Source organism: Asinibacterium sp. OR53, assembly GCF_000515315.1.
Taxonomy (GTDB): Bacteria; Bacteroidota; Bacteroidia; order Chitinophagales; family Chitinophagaceae; genus Sediminibacterium.
This window is the reverse complement of sequence record NZ_KI911562.1, coordinates 189457-210735: the sequence shown is the minus strand read 5'-3', so window position 1 is coordinate 210735 and position 21279 is coordinate 189457. Positions and strand designations below refer to the sequence as shown.

At 37.3% G+C, this 21279-nt stretch carries 20 protein-coding genes; 18 read left to right on the top strand and 2 right to left on the bottom strand.

The genetic code is table 11. The annotated features are described in order from the left end of the window. Window positions 1–26: 26 nt before the first annotated feature. Window positions 27–647 carry a hypothetical protein gene (locus tag SEDOR53_RS0100945; protein ID WP_026768026.1) on the bottom strand — a complete coding sequence of 207 codons (621 nt, stop codon included), beginning with the start codon at window positions 645–647 and terminating at the stop codon, window positions 27–29. Window positions 648–846: 199 nt separating this feature from the next. Next, window positions 847–1953 (bottom strand): hypothetical protein, encoded by a 1107-nt coding sequence (locus tag SEDOR53_RS0100940; RefSeq protein WP_026768025.1) that lies wholly within the window; start codon window positions 1951–1953, stop codon window positions 847–849. 69 nt (window positions 1954–2022) lie between these two features. Between SEDOR53_RS0100940 and SEDOR53_RS0100935 the strand changes: the two genes are divergently transcribed. The 18 genes from SEDOR53_RS0100935 (at window position 2023) to SEDOR53_RS0100850 (ending at window position 21227) form a co-directional block, all read left to right on the top strand. Continuing rightward, window positions 2023–2487: a hypothetical protein gene (locus SEDOR53_RS0100935; protein ID WP_026768024.1), complete on the top strand. Its 465-nt coding sequence runs from the start codon at window positions 2023–2025 to the stop codon at window positions 2485–2487. Between the two features lie 299 nt (window positions 2488–2786). After that, complete coding sequence (locus tag SEDOR53_RS0100930) at window positions 2787–3323, top strand: hypothetical protein (protein ID WP_026768023.1); 537 nt, start codon at window positions 2787–2789, stop codon at window positions 3321–3323. A 7-nt stretch (window positions 3324–3330) separates the two neighbouring features. Then, entirely contained in the window at window positions 3331–4440 is a 1110-nt protein-coding gene (gene gmd / locus SEDOR53_RS0100925) for a GDP-mannose 4,6-dehydratase (protein WP_026768022.1), read from the top strand. 94 nt (window positions 4441–4534) lie between these two features. After that, window positions 4535–5470, top strand: coding sequence for a GDP-L-fucose synthase (locus tag SEDOR53_RS0100920; protein WP_026768021.1), 936 nt, complete (start codon window positions 4535–4537; stop codon window positions 5468–5470). A gap of 43 nt (window positions 5471–5513) precedes the next feature. Then, on the top strand, window positions 5514–7973 hold the full coding sequence (locus SEDOR53_RS0100915) for an SLBB domain-containing protein (RefSeq protein ID WP_026768020.1): 2460 nt from the start codon (window positions 5514–5516) through the stop codon (window positions 7971–7973). A 10-nt stretch (window positions 7974–7983) separates the two neighbouring features. Then, window positions 7984–9051 (top strand): Wzz/FepE/Etk N-terminal domain-containing protein, encoded by a 1068-nt coding sequence (locus SEDOR53_RS0100910; RefSeq protein ID WP_026768019.1) that lies wholly within the window; start codon window positions 7984–7986, stop codon window positions 9049–9051. A 71-nt stretch (window positions 9052–9122) separates the two neighbouring features. Then, window positions 9123–10454, top strand: a complete 1332-nt coding sequence (locus SEDOR53_RS0100905) for a nucleotide sugar dehydrogenase (RefSeq protein WP_051416427.1) — start codon at window positions 9123–9125, stop codon at window positions 10452–10454. Beyond that, window positions 10451–11437: an SDR family oxidoreductase gene (locus tag SEDOR53_RS0100900; RefSeq protein ID WP_026768017.1), complete on the top strand. Its 987-nt coding sequence runs from the start codon at window positions 10451–10453 to the stop codon at window positions 11435–11437. The genes SEDOR53_RS0100905 and SEDOR53_RS0100900 overlap by 4 nt, the downstream gene beginning before the upstream one ends. A gap of 58 nt (window positions 11438–11495) precedes the next feature. Then, window positions 11496–12626, top strand: a complete 1131-nt coding sequence (gene rffA, locus SEDOR53_RS0100895; protein ID WP_037360278.1) for a dTDP-4-amino-4,6-dideoxygalactose transaminase — start codon at window positions 11496–11498, stop codon at window positions 12624–12626. After that, window positions 12619–13389 (top strand): DUF692 family multinuclear iron-containing protein, encoded by a 771-nt coding sequence (locus SEDOR53_RS0100890; protein WP_026768015.1) that lies wholly within the window; start codon window positions 12619–12621, stop codon window positions 13387–13389. Before rffA ends, SEDOR53_RS0100890 begins: the two co-directional genes overlap by 8 nt. A 1-nt stretch (window position 13390) precedes the next feature. After that, on the top strand, window positions 13391–14164 hold the full coding sequence (locus SEDOR53_RS0100885; RefSeq protein WP_037360275.1) for an SDR family oxidoreductase: 774 nt from the start codon (window positions 13391–13393) through the stop codon (window positions 14162–14164). A 34-nt stretch (window positions 14165–14198) separates the two neighbouring features. Beyond that, window positions 14199–15035 carry an N-acetylneuraminate synthase family protein gene (locus SEDOR53_RS16720; RefSeq protein WP_051416426.1) on the top strand — a complete coding sequence of 279 codons (837 nt, stop codon included), beginning with the start codon at window positions 14199–14201 and terminating at the stop codon, window positions 15033–15035. 11 nt (window positions 15036–15046) lie between these two features. Beyond that, window positions 15047–16123 carry a GNAT family N-acetyltransferase gene (locus SEDOR53_RS18430; RefSeq protein ID WP_026768013.1) on the top strand — a complete coding sequence of 359 codons (1077 nt, stop codon included), beginning with the start codon at window positions 15047–15049 and terminating at the stop codon, window positions 16121–16123. A gap of 51 nt (window positions 16124–16174) precedes the next feature. Continuing rightward, window positions 16175–17068: a Gfo/Idh/MocA family oxidoreductase gene (locus SEDOR53_RS16710; RefSeq protein ID WP_051416425.1), complete on the top strand. Its 894-nt coding sequence runs from the start codon at window positions 16175–16177 to the stop codon at window positions 17066–17068. A 13-nt stretch (window positions 17069–17081) separates the two neighbouring features. Then, window positions 17082–18521: a glutamate-1-semialdehyde 2,1-aminomutase gene (locus tag SEDOR53_RS16705; protein ID WP_051416424.1), complete on the top strand. Its 1440-nt coding sequence runs from the start codon at window positions 17082–17084 to the stop codon at window positions 18519–18521. Between the two features lie 94 nt (window positions 18522–18615). Then, window positions 18616–19443 (top strand): class I SAM-dependent methyltransferase, encoded by an 828-nt coding sequence (locus tag SEDOR53_RS0100860; protein WP_037360273.1) that lies wholly within the window; start codon window positions 18616–18618, stop codon window positions 19441–19443. Window positions 19444–19461: 18 nt separating this feature from the next. Then, window positions 19462–20493, top strand: a complete 1032-nt coding sequence (locus SEDOR53_RS0100855) for a Gfo/Idh/MocA family protein (protein WP_026768011.1) — start codon at window positions 19462–19464, stop codon at window positions 20491–20493. Continuing rightward, on the top strand, window positions 20490–21227 hold the full coding sequence (locus SEDOR53_RS0100850; protein WP_026768010.1) for a cytidylyltransferase domain-containing protein: 738 nt from the start codon (window positions 20490–20492) through the stop codon (window positions 21225–21227). Before SEDOR53_RS0100855 ends, SEDOR53_RS0100850 begins: the two co-directional genes overlap by 4 nt. Window positions 21228–21279: the final 52 nt, after the last annotated feature.

Here is a 21279-nt window from a genome sequence, read left to right as displayed (position 1 = left end):
AGCCCTTTTCATTACCATCCGTTACATTACCCTCCAAAGACAGCAACGGCAATATTACTGGCATGCCCTACTTCTTCGAGTCCGTCGTAGCAACGGGCCATGTATTCCCGCATCTCGGGTACATCCGTTTCCATCAGCGGGTTGTCGTCCAGTACGGGTCCGGATTTGGCCAAACCCAGGTGTTGCCATTCTTGCTGGCCTTTTAACCGGGTATAGATACTGATGCCGAAACTGCGCTGTTTTCTAACCGAGATGCTTACATAGCCTGGGAAGGCTATTGCGTTGATCACAGGCTTGAGGTTGCTGGCATCTACCAGTTGCCCGGAGCTGATGATGTTCAGCTCTTTACCCATGCTCACGGTGTAAAGCGGTGAGCGCTTGATGCGGACGACCATATTCCGGATGCTGACCAGCTGGCGCATCCTGACCTCTTCCTTGGCTGCGATCGCTTCTTTCAGCTCCACCTTTCTCAGGTCGGCTCTGTTGATGCTGTCGATCACTGCCTGGGCCGATGTTTGCTGTTCGGCTATTTCGGGTTCGGTAAGTCCGAGGCTGCCGCCCAGCTGTCCCAGTTTTTCTTTATACGTGCTTGCCCAGATGGCCAGGTTTCCGTCCGGTACAGGCAGGTATGGTGCAAATACTTTCATGTTCTTTGTTTTTAGAAATGATTAAATTGGTTTGTGTTGACCTGCCCGCTGCAGTCGGGCCCACCGGTGGTTCATCAACAAAAACAAAGCTATAGCGGCTGGCCGCCGGTTTTATACCATACCTACCATATGGCAGCTGCTAACCAACTGGTTAGCAGCTCATAGAACAAATAATTATCTTTATGCCGGGCCGGGAAGATCAGTTTGTTAAGCGGGCCAGGATGGCGCGCATCTCCGACAGGTAGTCCATCAGGTGTCTTTTCGTAGAGGCATCGATCTTATAGTATTTCTCATACAGGTATCCATCGTTGAGGGGCTTACTGTCTGTGCCGTATACCTGGGCTATTTTGCGCAAATGGTCGCGTATAATGTCAACAGGCTTCATTTTGGCTTCTATCTCCAGGCGCTGCCACAAAGCCAGTTCCGCCCCATTCAGGGCGGTAGGCAGGTTCAGCACGGCCAGGTTCAGGCGCTCTGTATGCTGCGAGTACCGGTAAGACTGTATCAGTTTGTCCATAGCGGTGAACAGCATGGTTTTGCAGCCGGGCATCAGCGGATCCATGATCATACCCGGCTCTTCTGCTATCCCGTTGATGAGCCGTATGTGTTCTGCCCAGTAATCTGTGGCGTCTGTTTCGGCAGGCAGGGCTTGGCCGTAGGTTTGTATCACATATTGTACAAAGTCGGCGCTGTTGAAATTACAGGAGATCAATGTATAGATGGTGCGCAAGGTAGCCTGGTTAGTAGGGACTACCTGGAAGCCAATGATTTCCGTTAGTTTCATCCAGTAAAATCCCTGCTTAAAGCTGGGCTGGCTCTTGCCGCCTGACAGGGCTGAACAGTGTTTGTACAATATCTCTACCAGGGCCGCATCTGTATCCCGCAGGCCGTACTTTTTGCAGGGCTCCAGCCCCGATACTATCTTTTCCCGCATTTGTTCCCAGGTCAGTTTAGGCAGGGGGGCATCGAAATCAAAATGGTTTTTAAACTGCGTCTGTAAGAAGTCAAGGAAGCGAAGCAGGTTGCGCTGCATGATCACGCTGAAGCCCGAAAGCAGCTGGCTGTCTTTGTCAAACAGTTGGTCCATCAGGTATACGGCCACTTTCTGCGTTAGCTGCACTAGTGTATCCAGTGAAGCTTTCTTTGTTTTCCTGTAGGCATGCAGCAGCCAGTGTGCAGACAGCTTTTCCGTTTCTTTCAGCATTTCTTCCTGCGCTTCGTTGCTTAAGTGTTGGTGGGCGTTTTCGTCTGTCACGAACCTGATGAGCATACGATTAACAGTAGAGAGGGTGTGGTTTTTTTCCATAAGGCAGTAATTTAGGTGACATGAATATAATGATATTAATTTATATTTACAAAAATCAAACGCTTTTTTATGCTTTTCAGGTATTGGTTGCTATTCACCGGTATCCTGGCTATTATGACCATAGCGGCCAGGATCATGTACCGGGTAATGCGCTATGGTATGCACAAGCTGGTGCCCGAGGCCCTGCCGGCTTACCTCGATGAGCGGGGTGTTATGCAGGTGTACCTGTTATTGATTGAATGGTTTATACTGGTTTTGCTTAACAGGATGAGGCGTTTCATCATCACGAGCGCTTTTACCGGCCTGCCCCTGCCCTTGCGCAATAGGGTGCACTGGCTGGCGGTGTATGCTACCGCCATTTGGTTGCTCGCGATGGGCCATCTTTCCGGCACGCTTTGGGGGGAATACGGCGTTTTCCGGTGGGATGCGATCGCGCATCTGCTCATGATCACCACGGGCATGGGGATTATGATGGGGATTGTGCTGCCTTTCTGTAATCTCCGGTATTGGGATTATATTTTCCGGAAGAAATAGTTATTTGGCGGCGTCCGTGCACTATTTTTTTCCACCGGATAGTTATCTGGCGGGGTCCGGTATGTTTTTTCAGTCATCAATTAATCCGTTGAGATCAATAAAAATGTTTTTCGTTCTCAAATAATGTTGAATGGATAGAAGAATGATTAAACTATATAGAACAAATAATAAAATATTCAGGATTCCTTAATATTAGTTTTCCGGAAATGCTTTACTTTAGCTACTCAATTTTGTATCACCTGGCTCCCTAATCTTTGGGGGTGAGGGTGGCGAAGCCGTTTTATCACCTACGTTTCACCTTGTTAGACCAGCTTTTCACCGGTAAAATCCGTATCCGTTTACTCACCAAGCTGCTGCTCAACCCGGCGGCCAAAGTGTATTTGCGTGGACTGGAGCGCGAGCTCGATGTGAGCAGCAATACCGTTCGGCTGGAGCTGGCCAAGTTATCGGAGATGCACCTGATTGAAGCAGATAATAATGATGCACAAACCAAGGTGAAGCATTATTCGGTAAATACTGATCACCCATTGTATACTTCGCTGCGTTCCATCATTTTGCAGCACGTGGGGCTCGACCAGATACTCGAGAAAGTAGTGAAGAAGCTTGGTAATCTCCGGAAAGTGTATCTTACTGGTGGCCTGGCTGAGGGTAAGAATTCCAATGTAATAGACCTGGTGCTGGTGGGCGATGTAGATAAAACCTATTTACACCAATTGATAGACCGGGTAGAACCCATGATCGGTAAAAAAATTCGGGTGGCCGTTTTTGCAGAGAATGAGTTTGGCGAAGAGCAGTTAAAAGACCTGGGTGTAGTAATCAATTTAATTGAAACATAGCAGTTTGATGAAAAAAGCTTTAATTACAGGTATTACAGGGCAAGATGGAGCTTATTTGACTGAGCTTTTATTGAAAAAAGGATATGAAGTGCATGGTATCAAGCGGAGAAGTTCACTTTTCAATACAGCAAGAATTGACCCGTTCTATGAGGATCCGCATGTACCGCATAAACACTTGATCCTGCATTATGGCGATCTTACAGATTCAACGAACCTGATCCGTATTATTCAGGAAGTTCAACCAGATGAGATTTATAACCTGGCAGCCATGAGCCATGTGCATGTGAGTTTTGAAACACCTGAATACACCGCCAATGCCGATGGTATAGGCACTTTGCGCATATTGGAAGCTGTTCGGTTATTAGGATTGATTAAGAAAACAAAGGTGTACCAGGCGTCAACTTCTGAACTATATGGCTTGGTGCAAGCTGTTCCGCAAAGTGAAACAACTCCTTTTTATCCGCGTTCTCCGTATGCGGTGGCCAAATTATACGCGTATTGGATCACGGTGAATTACCGGGAAGCTTATGGCATGTTTGCTTGCAATGGAATTTTATTCAATCACGAGTCTCCGTTACGCGGCGAAACTTTTGTAACCCGTAAAATTACTCGCGCCGTTGCCAAAATAATACTGGGTTTGCAGGATACCTTATATCTGGGTAACCTCGATGCCCAGCGTGATTGGGGGCATGCCAAAGACTATGTAGAGGGTATGTGGCGCATATTGCAACATGATCAACCAGAAGATTTTGTGTTGGCAACAGGGATTACCACCCGAATCCGCGATTTCGTAAGCATGGCATTTGCTGAAGCAGGTGTGGAGCTGTCATTCGAAGGAAAAGCAAAACATGAGATAGCCAAAGTGGTGGCCTGTAAAGGCAAATACAAAATACCGATGGGACAAATCGTAGTAAAAGTAGACCCCCGTTATTATCGCCCTACAGAAGTAGATCTTTTAATAGGAGATGCTTCCAAAGCAAAAGAAAAGCTAGGCTGGCAACCTCAATACACACTGGAAGAAATGGTTAAAGAAATGGTAGCCAGCGATATCAAACTTTTCGAAAAAGACCAGCTACTAAAAAATAGCGGCTTTGACATCAAAAACGAATTTGAATAATATTTGACCGTCATCTCGAGCGAGCGTAGCGAGCAAGTTAATTTAACCCGTCACCCCGAGCGTAGCCGAGGGGCCTCACAAAGCCTTCAACCAAGTGCAAAAAAACGCCAAAATATACGTAGCCGGCCACCGCGGAATGGTAGGCAGCGCCATCGTACGAAAACTAGAAGCCGAGGGCTACAATAATCTTTTATTACGTACCTCCCAGGAACTTGACCTACGCAACCAGCAGGCAGTAAACGATTTTTTCGCCAAAGAAAAACCTGATTATGTTTTCCTGGCAGCAGCCAAAGTAGGAGGCATTGTAGCTAATAATACCTACCGCGCCGAATTCATTTATGAAAACCTGATGATCGAAAGCAATGTGATCCATGCTGCATATGTGAACAAAGTTACGAAGCTACTCTTCCTGGGTTCTTCTTGTATCTATCCAAAGCTTGCCCCTCAACCTTTAAAAGAAGATTCCATATTGTCGGGGTATTTAGAGCCTACCAACCAACCCTATGCCATTGCCAAAATAGCGGGTATTGAATTATGCGATGCGTACAGAGCTCAATACGGGTGTAATTTCATTTCAGCCATGCCCACCAACCTATACGGCCCGAACGACAATTACGATCTGGAAAAATCTCATGTGTTACCTGCCTTATTGCGTAAATTCATCACCGCAAAAAAAAATAATGATCCCCAGGTGGTTTTATGGGGCACCGGCAGCCCCAGGCGCGAGTTTTTATATGTAGATGACCTGGCCGATGCCTGTCTTTTTTTAATGGAACAGTACAACGAAGCAGGGTTGGTGAATATTGGTATTGGAGACGATCTAACCATTAAGGACCTGGCAGAACTGGTTAAAAAAAACACAGGATACCAGGGAAGCATTGTTTGGGATACTGCTAAACCCGACGGTACACCGCGGAAATTGATGGATGTGAGTAAGTTAAAACAATTGGGTTGGGAAGCAAAAATCACATTAGCAAATGGTATTACGAAAGTATATGAACAGGTAAAAGATTTCGATTGGAAATCATAAGTGAGAATAGGAATTTCAGTTATTGTTAATTACAGTTAAGTAAATGAAGAGAAATATCAAGTGTTTTTTCAGGTTCTTAATGACCCTTGTTGTGTTACTATCGGTTGGAGTAGTTCAGGCCCAGGACTTATTAAAAGGAAAGGACCTCAGTCAGATTCGGGTAGACCAAATGAGTGATGCCGATATAGTCAGGCTCAAAACTCAGTTAAGCAGTTCGGGTATGACTATTGACCAGGCAGAGCAAATGGCGCTTTCGAAGGGAATGTCACCTGCAGAATTTGCTAAGCTTAAAGCGCGTATTTCAGGAACAAGCAATGCTTCACCAGTAACAGGCAGATTGAAAGCACAAAATTTGGTGTCGGCCGAAAAAGTTAACAACAGTTCCGATTCGCTCAGTACCGAAAAATACCATGAACACGCCAAACCGCTGATCGATTCTTTGATCTTTGGTTCTGAGTTGTATACTTCCATTGCCCCCAGCTTTGAACCCAATTTGAGGCTGGCTACCCCATTGAATTATGTGTTAGGTCCTGATGATCAAATATTGGTATCTGTGTATGGAGTACAGGAGTATAGTGGAGATTTGTTGGTGTCTACTGAAGGATTTGTTTCCATACCCAACGTTGGACAGGTAAAGGTAGCGGGACTTACTATTGAAGTAGCTACACAAAAGCTCAAAACTATTATGGGTAATTCAGTGTACCCTTATCTTAAATCAGGTGGGTCAAGATTATCAGTTACACTCAGTAAAATACGCAGTATCAAAGTCATCATTATTGGTGCCAACAGACCGGGTATTTTTACTCTTTCTTCCTTGTCTACTGTATTCAATGCTCTGTTTGTCAGTGGTGGTCCTAACGCTTTTGGTAGCTTCCGAGAAATAGAATTAGTTCGAAATAACCGAGTAGAGCGTAAGATAGACCTTTATCGTTTTTTGCTGCATGGAGATCAGTCAGATAATGTGGGATTAAAAGACAATGATGTCATCCGTATACCTCCTTATAAAACCAGGATCCAGTTGCAGGGGCAGTTTAAACGACCTGGCATTTTTGAGGTATTACCATCTGAAAAGTTTTCAGATATTGTTGCTTTTGCGTCCGGCTTTACCGATTCGGCTTACGAAGCTTCCGTGAAAGTTTTTCAACGCAACGAAACTGAAAGGCAGGTGCATGATTTACAATCAATTGCGTACAATGATTATATACCCCATACGGGCGATGTATTTGTGGCGTCTAAAATACTCAACCGTTTTCAGAACAGGGTGAAAATATCTGGTGCTGTTTTCAGGCCAGACGCTTATGAATTAACACCAGGTTTGAATGTGGCCGATTTAATCAAGAAAGCCGACGGATTAAAAGAGGATGCTTATACAGGCAGAGGGCAGATCCTACGTTTGGAAGATGATCTTACTAGATCGATTGTTTCTTTTGACGTAAGAAAAGTATTAAATGGAGAGAATAATCCCATATTGAAGCGAGAAGATGAAGTACTGATTAGTTCTTTGCAGGATCTGCGGGACTCTTTTAAAGTAACTATACAAGGCGAAATACGCATTCCAGGGCAATATGATTATGTCAACCAACTGACTCTGAAAGATCTAATCCTGCAGGCTGGTGGTTTTACTGATGCTGCGTATAAGAACATAGAAATTGCCCGATTGATACGCAGGGACAGTGTTGCCCCGACGGATAATCGTGCCAGTGTAGTGATCAATACCGAGATAAATGGTGATTTGAGTAGTGTTTCTGCCAATATTCCAATTCAACCCTTTGATGTAGTTACTATTCGTCGCAAAGCGGGTTATACCTTACCTGAATCAGTAATAGTAAGTGGTCAGATACAATACCCCGGTCCTTATGCATTGATAAGCAGGATAGAACGGGTGAGTGATGTCTTGCGCAGAGCAGGCGGTTATACGCCGGATGCCAATCCCGCTGGTGCTTATGTTAAACGATATAAAACAGATATAGAAAGACAACAATCTGAAGAAACTGCTCGTAAGTTGCAAAAAAATATAAAGGATAAAGATAGCCTTAAAGCACAGCAAGTGCTACAGGACATTAGACGTGATTATGATCAGATACCTTTAGATATGGCATCAATTATGAAAAACCCCGGTTCAGTGGAGGATTTAGTTTTACGATCTAAAGATGAGCTATATATACCCAAATTCGATGGCCAAGTGAAGATCACTGGTGCTGTATTAATGGCAACACAAGTGCCTTTTAAGAAAAAAAGCACAGTCAGGGATTATATTAGTGATGCGGGAGGGTATGCGGCGGATGCCTGGCGGAAGAGAACATATATTGTATATGCTAACGGTAAAGCAGCAACAACTAATCATTTTTTATTTGTCAAATTTTACCCCAAGGTATTGCCTGGTAGCGAATTAATAGTTCCCAAAAAAGCTGAAAAGAAGTCGCTAACTACTGGAGAGATTATTGGTATTTCCAGTGCTCTAGCAAGTTTAGCAGGAGTAGTCATAGCAGTTTTAAGGTTATAAAAAATTGATAATGGATATGCCACAAAATAGTTTCTCAAATGAAGTAGGGTTTAAAGAATTAATTGCTAACATTAAAGACTATTTCCGTTTTTTGATTAGTAAGTGGAAAATCATTTTACTATGCAGTTTTATTGGCGCTATTATAGGATTTACGTATGCATATCTTCAAAAAACATATTATACAGCTACTTTGAGTTTTGCATTAGAAGATGAAAAGAGCGGAGGAGGTCTAAGTGGGGCATTGAGCTTAGCAAGCACTTTTGGCATTGATTTAGGAACAGGTACAAGCGGAGCTTTCAGTGGCTCAAACTTGAGTGAGCTAATGAAAAGTAGATTATTAGTTGAGAGAACATTATTGACTAAGGAAAGAATAAATGACGAAGAGATCACTTTAGCCGAAATGTATATACGGATGAAAGGATGGAGAAAGCGATGGGAATCAAGCAAACCGGAGTTTTCTGAAAAAATTAAGTTCGTTTCTAATTCAGACAGGAACAGATTTTCATTACAACAAGACAGTATATTAGGGATAATATATTCGAACTTGATTAAAAAAAATCTTAGCGTAGCACAAAAAGATAAAAAGGTCTCGATTATTAGTATTGATGTGCGAACAGAAAATGAATTGTTTTCTAAACTTTTTGCTGAAGCTCTCGCAAAAGAGGTTTCAGATTTTTATGTTGATACGAAAAGTAGAAAATCTAAAATGAATGTCTTAATCTTAGAAAGGCAAGCAGATTCAGTACGTAGGGAATTAAATGATGCCATAACTGGTGTAGCTGCAGCTAATGATAATACATATAATCTTAATCCTGCGCTTAATGTTCGCAAAACACCGTCAACAAAAAGACAAATTGATGTTCAGACAAATGTGGCCATATTGACAGAGTTAGTAAAAAATTTAGAATTAGCAAAAGTAACATTACGTAAAGACACGCCATTAATACAAGTTATCGACACACCTATCTTACCTTTATTTAAAGAAAAGACCAGCAAAATCTTATTTGCAATAAGCGGAACTTTAATATTTAGTTCAATAGCAATGCTGATACTGATATTAAAACGTTGGTGGAATTAAATAATTGATTGTTAGTGGATAGCTCTCTATGATATTAAAATTGTTTAGACATCATAATAATGAAGTAATTTATGCGAAATAATGAGCAGATAAATTTGACAGAAAAGAAAATAGCAGTAATCGGCCTTGGATATGTGGGACTTCCTTTAGCAGTTGAATTTGCAAAAAAATATTTAGTCGTTGGGTTTGATATTAATAGAAAAAGAATCAATACTTTGAAACTTGGTATTGATGATACTTTAGAAGTTGAAAATGATGTCCTTCAAAATGTTTTATTGGGATTTGAGCAACAAGAAAAACAGAAAAATGTCAATAATAAAGGATTAGAACTTTCTTCAGAGATTGAAAGTATTAAATCTTGTAACATTTATATTATTACTGTGCCAACCCCGATAGATAAAAGGAACAACCCTGATTTGACTCCTCTATATAGGGCGAGCGAAACAGTAGGCAAATGTTTGAAAAGTGGAGATATTGTAATTTACGAATCTACTGTTTATCCTGGAGTAACTGAAGAAGAATGCGTTCCTGTGCTCGAAGAAAACAGTGGGTTAAAATTAAATAAAGATATTTTTGTTGGCTATAGTCCCGAACGAATTAATCCAGGCGACAAACAACATACAGTAACCAAAATTTTAAAAGTGACTTCTGGTTCTACACCAGAAACTGCAGAAATAGTTGATCAGTTATACAAGTCAATAATTACTGCAGGAACATATAAAGCCAAAAGTATCAAAGTCGCAGAGGCCGCTAAGGTAATTGAGAATGCGCAAAGAGATATTAATATTGCTTTTGTTAATGAACTTTCTAAAATATTTAATTTATTAAAGATTGATACTAAGTCTGTTTTAGAAGCAGCAGGTACAAAATGGAACTTTCTAAAATTCAAACCAGGGTTGGTTGGCGGACATTGCATCGGAGTGGATCCTTATTATTTAGCGCAAAAAGCACAAGAATTAGGTTATCATCCTGAAATAATTTTAGCTGGAAGGAGGCTAAACGATGAGATGGGGAAATATGTAGCTAATGAGACTATTAAATTAATGATAAAAAAAAATATAAAAGTAAAGGATGCAGAGATTCTGATACTTGGGTTTACTTTTAAAGAAGATTGTCCAGACGTTAGAAATACAAGGGTCATCGATATCATCAATGAGCTTAAAACATACAATGTCAGCTTGACAATAGTTGACCCTTGGGCAAAACCAGAAGATGTTAAGAGAGAATATGATATAATGACTAAAATTGATATTCCTAATAACAAAAAGTTTGATGCAATAATTTTAGCAGTTAGCCATAGCTCTTTTATATCAATAAACATACGAGATCTTTTAAAGACGGAATCGGTTGTTTATGATGTTAAAGGTATTTTATCACTTGATATAGTAGATGGAGGGTTATGATAACAGATAAAGTTAAATTATTAATTACCGGCGGGGCTGGATTTATCGGCTCCAATTTAGTTGAAAAATATATAAATGATGAACGAATCGAATTGATTCGAGTGATTGATAATTTTTCAACTGGATACTTTAACAACATAAAGAGTTTTTTTTCAAACCCAAAATTTGAATTTATAGAAGGGGATATTTGTAATTATGAAACGTGTCTTTCTATTACAAAAGATATCGATAAAGTAACACATCAGGCAGCTCTTGGTTCCGTTCCTCGTTCGATAAAAAATCCTATGAAAACGACGGAGGTTAATATTTTAGGAACTGTTAATCTAATGCATGCGTGTCATATAAATAAAGTTGATAGAATTATATTAGCGTGTTCTTCATCTACATATGGAGATAGTAAGGAATTGCCTAAAGTGGAAAGCCAAATAGGAAAGCCATTAAGTCCCTATGCAGTGACTAAATATGTTACTGAAGTTTTTGCCGATACCTTTAATAGAAATTATGGACTCAATTATATAGGACTAAGATACTTCAATGTATTTGGTCCCCGTCAAGACCCCAATGGGGCATATGCAGCTGTTATTCCGACATTTTGTAAGGCATTTCTTGAAAGCAAGCCAGTTGTAATAAATGGTGATGGGGAGACTACTAGAGATTTTACATATGTGAGTAATGTTATACTAGCAAATGACTTGGCACTGTTTTCAAAAAATCCATTAGCAATGAATCAGGTATATAATGTTGCGTGCGGAGAGCAAATTTCTTTAAATCAGGTTATTAAATGTTTAAAAAATATATCAAAACTGAACGTGCAACTGACTTATCAGGCAGAAAGGGATGGAGATGTACGACATTCAAAAGCTGATATTAATAAAATAATCGAATTACTTGGGTATAAACCTGAAACAAATTTTTATGAGGGGCTAGAAAAAGTTTTTGAGTGGTATATAAAGGATAATACTCACACTCAACTATCAAAATAGAATTGTTAAATAGAATCTGGTTATTTCTAACTAATACTGTTCAAAGAAAATATCATTAATGGAAATCCCTTTTAATAAACCCTATATTACGGGACAGGAAATTGAGAATATCGCAAGAGTAATCGAACTAAAGAAGTTAGCCGGCGATGGCGAATATACTGCAAGTGTCCAAAAATATATGGAGGATAAATACGGATTTAAAAAAACTTTGTTAACTACATCTTGTACAGATGCCCTGGAAATGTGTGCTTTATTAGCGAATATTGATTCTCAATCCGAAATTATTATGCCTTCATACACATTTGTTTCAACAGCAAATGCATTTGCACTTCGGGGGGCAAAAATAGTTTTTGCAGATAGCGAAAGGATAACACCGAATATAGATGTAAATAAAATTGAAGAACTAATTACTGAAAAAACAAGAGTAATTGTGGCAATGCATTATGCAGGAGCGTCGTGCGACATGGATAAAATCAATTCTCTTTCAGAAAAATATAATCTTATCGTTATCGAAGACGCAGCGCAGGCCATAGATTCTTATTACAAGAATCAGCCCCTTGGTACTATAGGAGCCTTGTCCACTTTCTCATTTCATGAAACAAAGAATTTAACCTCAGGAGAAGGGGGATTGCTTGCAATTAATAGACCCGAGTATATAATGAGGGCTGAGATTATACGTGAGAAAGGAACCAACAGATCTCAGTTTTTTAGAGGCGAAATTGATAAATATGGGTGGGTAGATATTGGGTCCTCTTTTCTTGCGTCGGAATTGATTGCGGCATTTCTAATGGCACAGTTAAACAAAAAAGAAGATATTCAACAGAAAAGGCGGTCACTCTGGAATAGATATTATAACAATTTAAGCAACCTCGGGGCAAGCAATGAAAACTTATTACCTATTATTCCTGAGTATGCTACTAATAATGCTCATATGTTTTACTTGACATGTGAAGATATTGAGGAACGAACAAAGTTGATGAAGACTTTATCAAGTAAAGGAATTAAATCTACTTTTCATTATTTGTCATTACATAAATCTAACTATTACAAGGATAAACATGATGGAAGGGAATTATCACAGGCTGACAAATGGGCTGACTGCTTAGTTCGTCTTCCAATGTTTACGGATCTTACTTATGATGAAGTAGATTATATAAGCGAAAATATACTTAATTTCTATAATGCCTAGTATTGCGACTCCAATATCCCATTTATTTAAAAATGAATTATTTGCTTCTATAATAACAGAAAATTCTGATTTTTTAGAATGTAGAGATCATTCCCCAAAAACGGATGTTACGCTACAAGCCTTATTTCATTGTGATTTGCAGCCAATACATCGATGGACAGAAAGTGAGCTAGAATATGTGGGAGAGCTTAAAAAAAACAAGCCAAATCTTAAGCTTATTTCATTTCATCTGGCTTCTTGTTTTCATGATCCTATCATTGAGAACGGAATATTTGTATCAGGAAGTTACAAGTATTCTATCGATGAGCTAAAAGAGAATGCCAAAACAAATTTTCAGAAAATAAGAGAAATAATGGGAGAGCATGTTTCAATAGCTATAGAGAATAATAATTATTACCCCTCTATTGCATATGATTATATTGCTGAGCCATATTTTATTACTTCTATTGTTAAAGAAAATAACATTAATTTTTTATTTGATATTGCTCATGCTCATGTATCTGCGCATAATATGAAAATACCGTATGAGAAATATCGAGATGAATTGCCGCTAAATGAATGCATTCAATTACATATTTGTAAATGGGGGAAAAATGAGAAAATGGCATTTGATGCACATAATTTACCCGATCATGAAGAATGGAATGAAACTGATTTTCTAGTAAAGAAATATCCTCGAATTGAATTCTTAACTATTGAATATTATAAGAATACTGAAGAACTTGTAAGTGCAATTAGTGAGTTAAAAAAAGCAATTTTATAATATGGATAACTATTTGAATAAACTTTTTAATTTTTCTGGTAAATCTGTTTTAGTAACAGGAGCTTGCGGGCAACTTGGGAAAGAAATATGTTTAGCTTTTGTCAATGTAGGGTGTATGGTATTTGGAGTAGATGTTAAAACCACTCAAAATAATTTACCCACTGTCAAGTACTATGAAGCAGATATAAGCAACCAGGAACAGGTTGATCAAATATTTTCAGATATTTATGAAAAGTATGGAAAGATTGATATACTTATTAACAACGCTGGAGTAAGCACTTTTGAGCCCTTTGAGGAACGAACAGAGGCAAAAATCGATTGGGTAATGAACGTTAATTTAAAAGGAACCTTTTGGTGTATCCAATCATTCGTAAATAAGTTTGATAAGATTTTTCAAAAGGCGGCTGTAATTGTGAATATTGGGTCTTTTTATGGAGTTATCAGCCCTGATTTTCGAATTTATACTGATTGTGATCGAAAAAACTCCGAAATATATGGAGCTACAAAAGCAGGGGTTATCCAAATGTCAAAATATTTTGCAGTACACTTAGCTGATCGAAATATTCGTGTTAATACGCTTTCTCCTGGAGGGATTTTCAATCCCGCGGCACCTCAGGGAACAGGTTTTTTAAACAATTACGCATTTCGTTGCCCAATGAAACGGATGGCTAATGTTGAAGAGATGATTGGGGGGATTTTATATTTGTCTAGCGATGCATCATCTTATACAACTGGTCAAAATTTAATTATTGACGGCGGAATGAGTTCGTGGTAAGCAAATTTCTTTAATAAATTTTAAATAAAATAACATGAAAACAATTAAAGATTTTGGTATTAACTGTCAAAATAAGACTTTTATAATAGCAGAAATTGGAATTAATCATAACGGTAGTCTTGACTTAGCAAAAGAAATGATTGATTCTGCATATAAGGCGGGAGTTGATGCAGTAAAATTTCAGACCTATATAACTGAAAATAGAGTTGAGAAAAGTTCCCCAATATTCGACATTTTAAAAAAATGTGAACTTCCTTTTGATGCCTTTCAAGAGTTAAAAACATATTCAGAGAACAAGGGCCTTATATTTTTTTCGACCCCATTTGATGCTGAAAGCGTCGATTACTTAGAATCTATCGGTGTTGAATTATATAAAATAGCATCTTTTGATGTTGTGAATAATTTTTTGCTTAAAAAAATAGCGAAAACAGGGAAACCTGTTATTTTATCTGTTGGGATGTCAAACATAGATGAAATCAGAAGTGCATTAAAAATACTTAATGAGCATACAAGCAAAGTTGCATTACTGCATTGTATATCTGCGTATCCAACTAATGAGAAAGATGCCAATTTAGCCGCTATATTTTCTCTGAAAGATCATTTTGAATCTTGCGTGATTGGACAATCTGACCACACTAATGATATTAAAGTGCCTTTATTTGCAGTAGCAGCTGGAGCTAAGATATTGGAAAAGCATTATAAAATAACCGACGATATGGAATGTGTCGATGCACCAGTGTCAATTTCTGAAAATCAAATGCATAACCTCGTTTTGGAAACAAGAACGTTAGAAAAAATTTTAGGGAATGGGATTCCAGGATTAACAAATGCGCAAAAAGGTACAGAACAGTATAGAAGGTTTAAATCATAAGCAAACAAAAAATGAATATTCTTTTTGTATTTAGCAATGTAAACGATGAATATCAAAATGAACTTAACATAGCATATCAAAAATTACAAGGGAAAAAGAAAAATTTACTTCATCAAATATTTTCCCATGAATTGACCATTGAGTATTTAAAAAAACATCATATTTCTCTGGTAATAACCGGAAACCTTTCAGAACAATGGATATATATACTGCGAGGGATGAGGATAGTTAGCCTCGTTTTTGGGGATGCTCAAGAATATCATCATAAAGCCGATATTGTAATTGATTTTAAAGGGACAGACTCTGTTAAATATTTTTCTGGACATTCTTATTCCTTATCTAACCCTGATTTTGATTTTGAAGAGGTTTCAAATCTTGTATGTATTCTAAAGTGGGATTCTGATTTTTTTGGCTTTCCAATAGCTTTAATCGGTTCTCGGTATCTTACTGACAATATTCAACATCATATTGAGTATTTCATAAAAGAGAATAATATTAGGTTATTGCAGTACTTATGTAATTGCCATGACGACAGAAGTGTGAAAGTAGCTGAAAGAAACAATTTTCATTTTACTGATATTAGATTGACTTTCAACATAAGTTTGAAAGAACCATATCAAATTGATGATTTACCTTATCAACTAGGCGTCGCCTCTCCAGAGAATATTGAATATTTAAAAGAGTTGACTAATTTTTTGTATAAAGATAGCAGATATTTCTATGATGGAAATTTCGAGCTTAATAAAATAAATGAGTTTTATGCAAGTTGGATAGAGAAAGCAATTTTAGGAACTTTTGATGATTGTTGTTTTTGTTTGTACGAAAACGGCCTTCCTATAGGTTTTTGTACGGTCAAATATTCAAAAGCAGCCTCTGCAAATATTGGCCTTTTTGGAATGGATCAACGATATGCTGGAAAAGGGCTGGGGAAATTATTGATATTAAATGTTTTTAATGAATTGATAAAAAAAGGAATTAAAAACGTTAATGTTGTTACACAAGGTAGGAATTATGTTGCCCAAAGGCTGTATCAAAGTGTAGGTTTTAAAACGCTATCTACACAACTATGGTATCATAAATGGATATAAGTATCAGCGGAATTTATATATTTAGGAGTAGTTTATAATTGTAATTGTTGAATGATTAAGCTAGGTATCTTGGGAATGAGTGAAGGAAATGGGCATCCATATTCATGGTCTGCCATTTTTAATGGATATAAAGATCAATATATGAAAGATTGCCCTTTTCCAGCGATCTATAATTATTTAAAAAAACAGCATTTCCCTGATGATACTATTAATGAAGCTACTGTAACTCATATTTGGACCGCCGATAGATTGCTCTCAGAGCATATTGCAAATGCATCTGAAATTACTCACATTAGTGATAAATATGAGGATATGATTGGTCATGTTGATGGAGTGCTTCTGGCGCGTGATGATGCGGAAAATCATTATGAAATGAGTAAACCTTTCATTGAAGCTGGCCTGCCAATATATATTGATAAGCCAATCGCATATGATGTGCCTACAGCAGAGCGCATTTTGCACTTGAAGCGATATGATCATCAAATTTTTTCCTGTACTTCCTTAAGGTATGCAAAAGAGTTTATGATTGATGAGCAAATATCAAAAAAAGTAGGGGTAATAAAGTTTATTGATGCAGAAGTACCTAAAAGTTGGAATAAATATGCCATTCATGTGATAGAACCTATTTTGCAAATTATTGGATTTGATGTTGATGTACTTAAATACAATGTTATTGACACAAATGAAGGGAAGATTGTAACGATTGTTTTTTCTAAAAATATTACTTGTGTTATCAAAGCAATTACTGAGTCCAAGAGCCCTATCTCTATCTTGTTAAGTGGGAATAATGGTTTCCATGAAATGGTTTTTGAGAATAGTTTTGAAGCATTTAAAACGTCGCTAAAAAAATTTATAAATGTTATAAAAAAAGCCGAAGAAAATATACCGATAAAAGAGACGTTGAAAGTAGTAGATATAATTCAAAAAGGAAATATACTTGTTTAGTTAAATATTTTTTATGAGAAAATACACAAAAGGGATGCAAATCTCTAAACATTTTCACGAACTGGTTCCAGGAGGAAGCCACACATACTCAAAAGGAAATGACCAGTTTCCTCAAATGTCTCCACAAATTATTACGCATGCTGATGGGGCATATTGCTGGGATGTTGATGGCAATCAATACATAGATTGGGCTATGGGGAATCGAGTCTTTATTTTAGGGCATAATAATAAAGTTGTCAATGATGCTGTAAAAAAAGCAATTGATAATAGTACAAATTATACTCGACCAGGTATATTGGAATATGAAGTGGCGCAGTTTGCGGTTGATTTTTTTCCAGTAGCTGAAATGGTGAAATTTGGAAAAAATGGTTCAGACGTGACCACTGCTGCAGTTAAATTGTCAAGAGCATATACTAATAGAACACATGTTGCTGTTTGCAAGCAACATCCTTTTTTTAGTATTCATGACTGGTTTATTGGATCAACAAATATGAATGCTGGCGTTATAGAATCTGAAAGACAGTATACAATTGGTTTTGATTATAATGATATTGAGGGTGTAAAAAAAATGTTTGATCAATACCACAATAAAATAGCTTGTTTAATTTTAGAACCGGTTAAGAATGATCATCCTTGTAATTACGATAAGGATGAAACCTGTAAAGAACAATGCGAAAAAGGAATTTGTGCAAAAGGAAAGAAGAACTTTCTAACTGAATTGCGAGATATATGTACAAAAAATGGAACTATCCTGATTTTTGATGAAATGATTAGCGGAATCAGATTTGATATTAGAGGTGCTCATCATTTATGGGGAGTTTATCCGGATTTGGCAACTTATGGAAAATGTATAAGCAATGGTTTTTCATTTTCTATGTTAGCTGGCAAAAGAGATATATTAAATTTAGGAGGGATCATGCATGACAGGGAGAGGGTGTTTCTTCTTTCACAAACGCACGGATCCGAAACAGTTGGCTTGGCGGCAGCTTTAGCAACATTGAAAGAATGTGAACGCGTCAATGTAAATGAACATATCTGGAATTTAGGAGGTCAACTACGGAAAGGATTCGAACAATTAATAAAAGAAGAAGGTGTTGGAAAGTATATAAAATTAATTGGCTTTGATTGTAACCCACATATACTTTGCACAAAAGAGAATGGAACTTATTGGCCGGAACTTCATACTTCATTTCATGAAGAAGTAATTGATCAAGGTATTTTAATTCCTTGGATATCCATTACCTATGCTCATACCAACTTAGAATTGGATATTACATTGCAAGCATTGCGAGAAGGATTAAGAAAAATTAAAAAATCGGTTGAAATGGAAAACATAGAAGATTCCTTTGTAGGAGAAGCTGTGAAGCCAGTCTTCCGGCCATTTAACAAATGCAAACAAGGTCGGTGTGGGCGAATTTATACTGATGTCGAAAAACTTTCTTGTTGTAAATAATTAGAGTGAGAGAATAAAAAGGTTACCTAGTGGTTGCCGTAAAAAATTAATTTCTGTATTGTAGTCCTTAAAAGATTTTATTAAAATGATAAATATGACACATAAAAATTTGCTTGCATGCCCAATGTGTGATTCAAAAAATTTTGAGAAATGGTGCGAAATTGATTCAGATGGCTTTGAAACTGTTAAATGTAATGATTGCAGTTTGATTTTTGTACGGAACCCTTACGACAAAGAGTCGTTGCAATTATTCTACAAGAACTATTATTCTTCGATGCATCAAGAAAACCAAGTTTTAAACATGCAAAGAGAAATAATGTATGAGCTAGAACTCACTTATCTTTCTCAATATAAAATGTCTGGGAAAGTATTGGATGTAGGATGTAGTGGTGGACAATTTCTAAACCATTTCCATGCTAGAGGATTTGAATGCGAAGGGGTTGAATTCGGAAAAGAGGCTGCTGAAGAAGCAATGAAAAATTTTAAAGTATACATAGGCGAATTCCCGGAAATTACAATTCCCCACAAGTTTGATATAATTGTTTTTAGAGGTTGCATTGAACATGTCGATAATCCGAGAGCCTACCTGAAAAAGGCAATGTCACTTTTGAACGAAGGGGGTATTATTTTTATTAGTGCAACACAAAATAGAGATTCAGTTTTATGTGAGCTATTTAAAAGTGATTGGAATATGCACTTACCTAAAGAACACTTATATCATTTCTCTGTAAAAGATTTTGTTAACTACTTTCGTAAATTTGGATTAAAGTTTTTCGCGGAAAAAAACCTGTACCTCGAAACACCTTATGCAAATTTCGAAAGTGATTTAAATTTAGTATTACAAAAACTGATTAATCCTGCGACTAAGGTGAAATGCCCTCCTTTTTTTGATAATATGATGACGGCAGTATTTCAATTTTAATCAGTTTATATAAATCATATGGGACATACAAATAACAATCTCGAAAATATAAGTGTTTTAATTATTGGACTTGGTTCAATGGGTAAAAGGAGAATTAGGAATTTACAACACATAGGAGTAACGAAAATCACTGGATATGATATAAGAGAGGACAGGAAGAACGAAGCGGTGTCAAAATACGGGATCAACATTTTAAAAGAATTTGCTGATGTTAATAAGGAAGACTTTTCACATCTTATTGTTTCTACTCCACCTGATGAACATGTTTTTTATGCAATGGAAGGAGTGAAAAGAGGACTTCATGTTTTTATTGAGGCAAGTGTTTTAAGCGACGGATTATTAGAGTTACAAGATCTGCTGAATGAAGTAAAAATTAAAAACCAGGTTGCGCTCGTTCCATCATGCACCATGAGATTTGACCCGATAATCAATAAGGCGAAACAAATAATTGATTCCGGTAAGTTAGGGAGAGTTTTATTGGCAAATCATCATTTTGGACAGTATTTGCCTAATTGGCATCCATATGAAAGGATAAACGATTTTTACGTTTCAAAAAAAGAGACAGGAGGAGCAAGAGAAATTGTACCTTTTGATTTAGTGTATTTGACATGGATGTTTGGGAAAGTTAAAAATGTAAAAGCATTTCTGAAAAACACTCAAACCTTAGGTGTTGAAATTGATGATATTTATTCGCTGATTTGCGAAACAGACACTGGAACCTGCTTGAACGTTGTTATTGATGTAGTTTCTAAAGTACCATATAGGGAAACTAAGGTGATTTTTCAAAATGGTAACATGGAGATAGACTTTAATAAAGGCCAACTATCTGTTTATTCTTCTGACTCCAATTCTTGGGAATATTTTACAAAAGCACGATTATCTAAAACAACAAGTACGGAAGAAATGTATGTTTTGGAAATTACAAATTTTATCGAAATAAGCTTTGAAGTCGTTAAGCCTACATACTCGATTGAAGATGATCATGAGGTTCTTAATATTTTGTATGCGGCAGAAAAGAGTTTTGAGGAAAGACAAGAAATAAAATTATGATTAAATACGGTGTAGTAATACAAGCACGAATGGGGTCTAGTAGGAGGCCTGGGAAAATTTCACATTTAATTGAAGGGTTTGAAATGCTACGGCTTCAATTAGAGAGATTAAAAAGTAATGGGATAAACAATATTTTCGTTGCGACTAGCGATAAAAAAGAAGATGATATTACGCAAGCGCTGGCAGAAAAAAGTGAAATTAAGTGTTTTCGTGGTAGTGAAACTAATCTAATCAGGCGATTTTATGACACGTGCCAATCTTACAATATTCAAAATATGGTACGTGTTGGAGGGGATGATCCTTTGATTGATCCCGGTTGTATATCTGCTTTAATATCTGCTCATGCTACAAAACCTGCAGATTTTATTTATGCAAGTCATAGAACCGGTTGGATATATGGAACTGCTGCTGAACTTATTTCTATAAAAGTTTTAGAAGAAGCGATTAAAGATTCTTTGGATGATGTGCAAAAGGAGCACACCGTTCCTTATATTAAGGGAAACAATAAATTCAGTCAATATAAAATTTCTCCAAACGAAGACTCCTTAATAAGGCCCGATATCTATGTTTCTGTAGATTATAATGAGGATATCAAACTTATTGAAGATATCTGTCATTTTTTTTCTAAAAAAGAGAAACTCTTTACATTTTCCCAATCAGAACTAATAGATCTGTATGACAGTGGGGAAATTATTATAGGGAATAAACACTTGCACTCAGGTTTTGATGAATAACTCAAAGTCGGGAATTGTTTATATAACACCCCATTTTTGTAAATACTGTTTA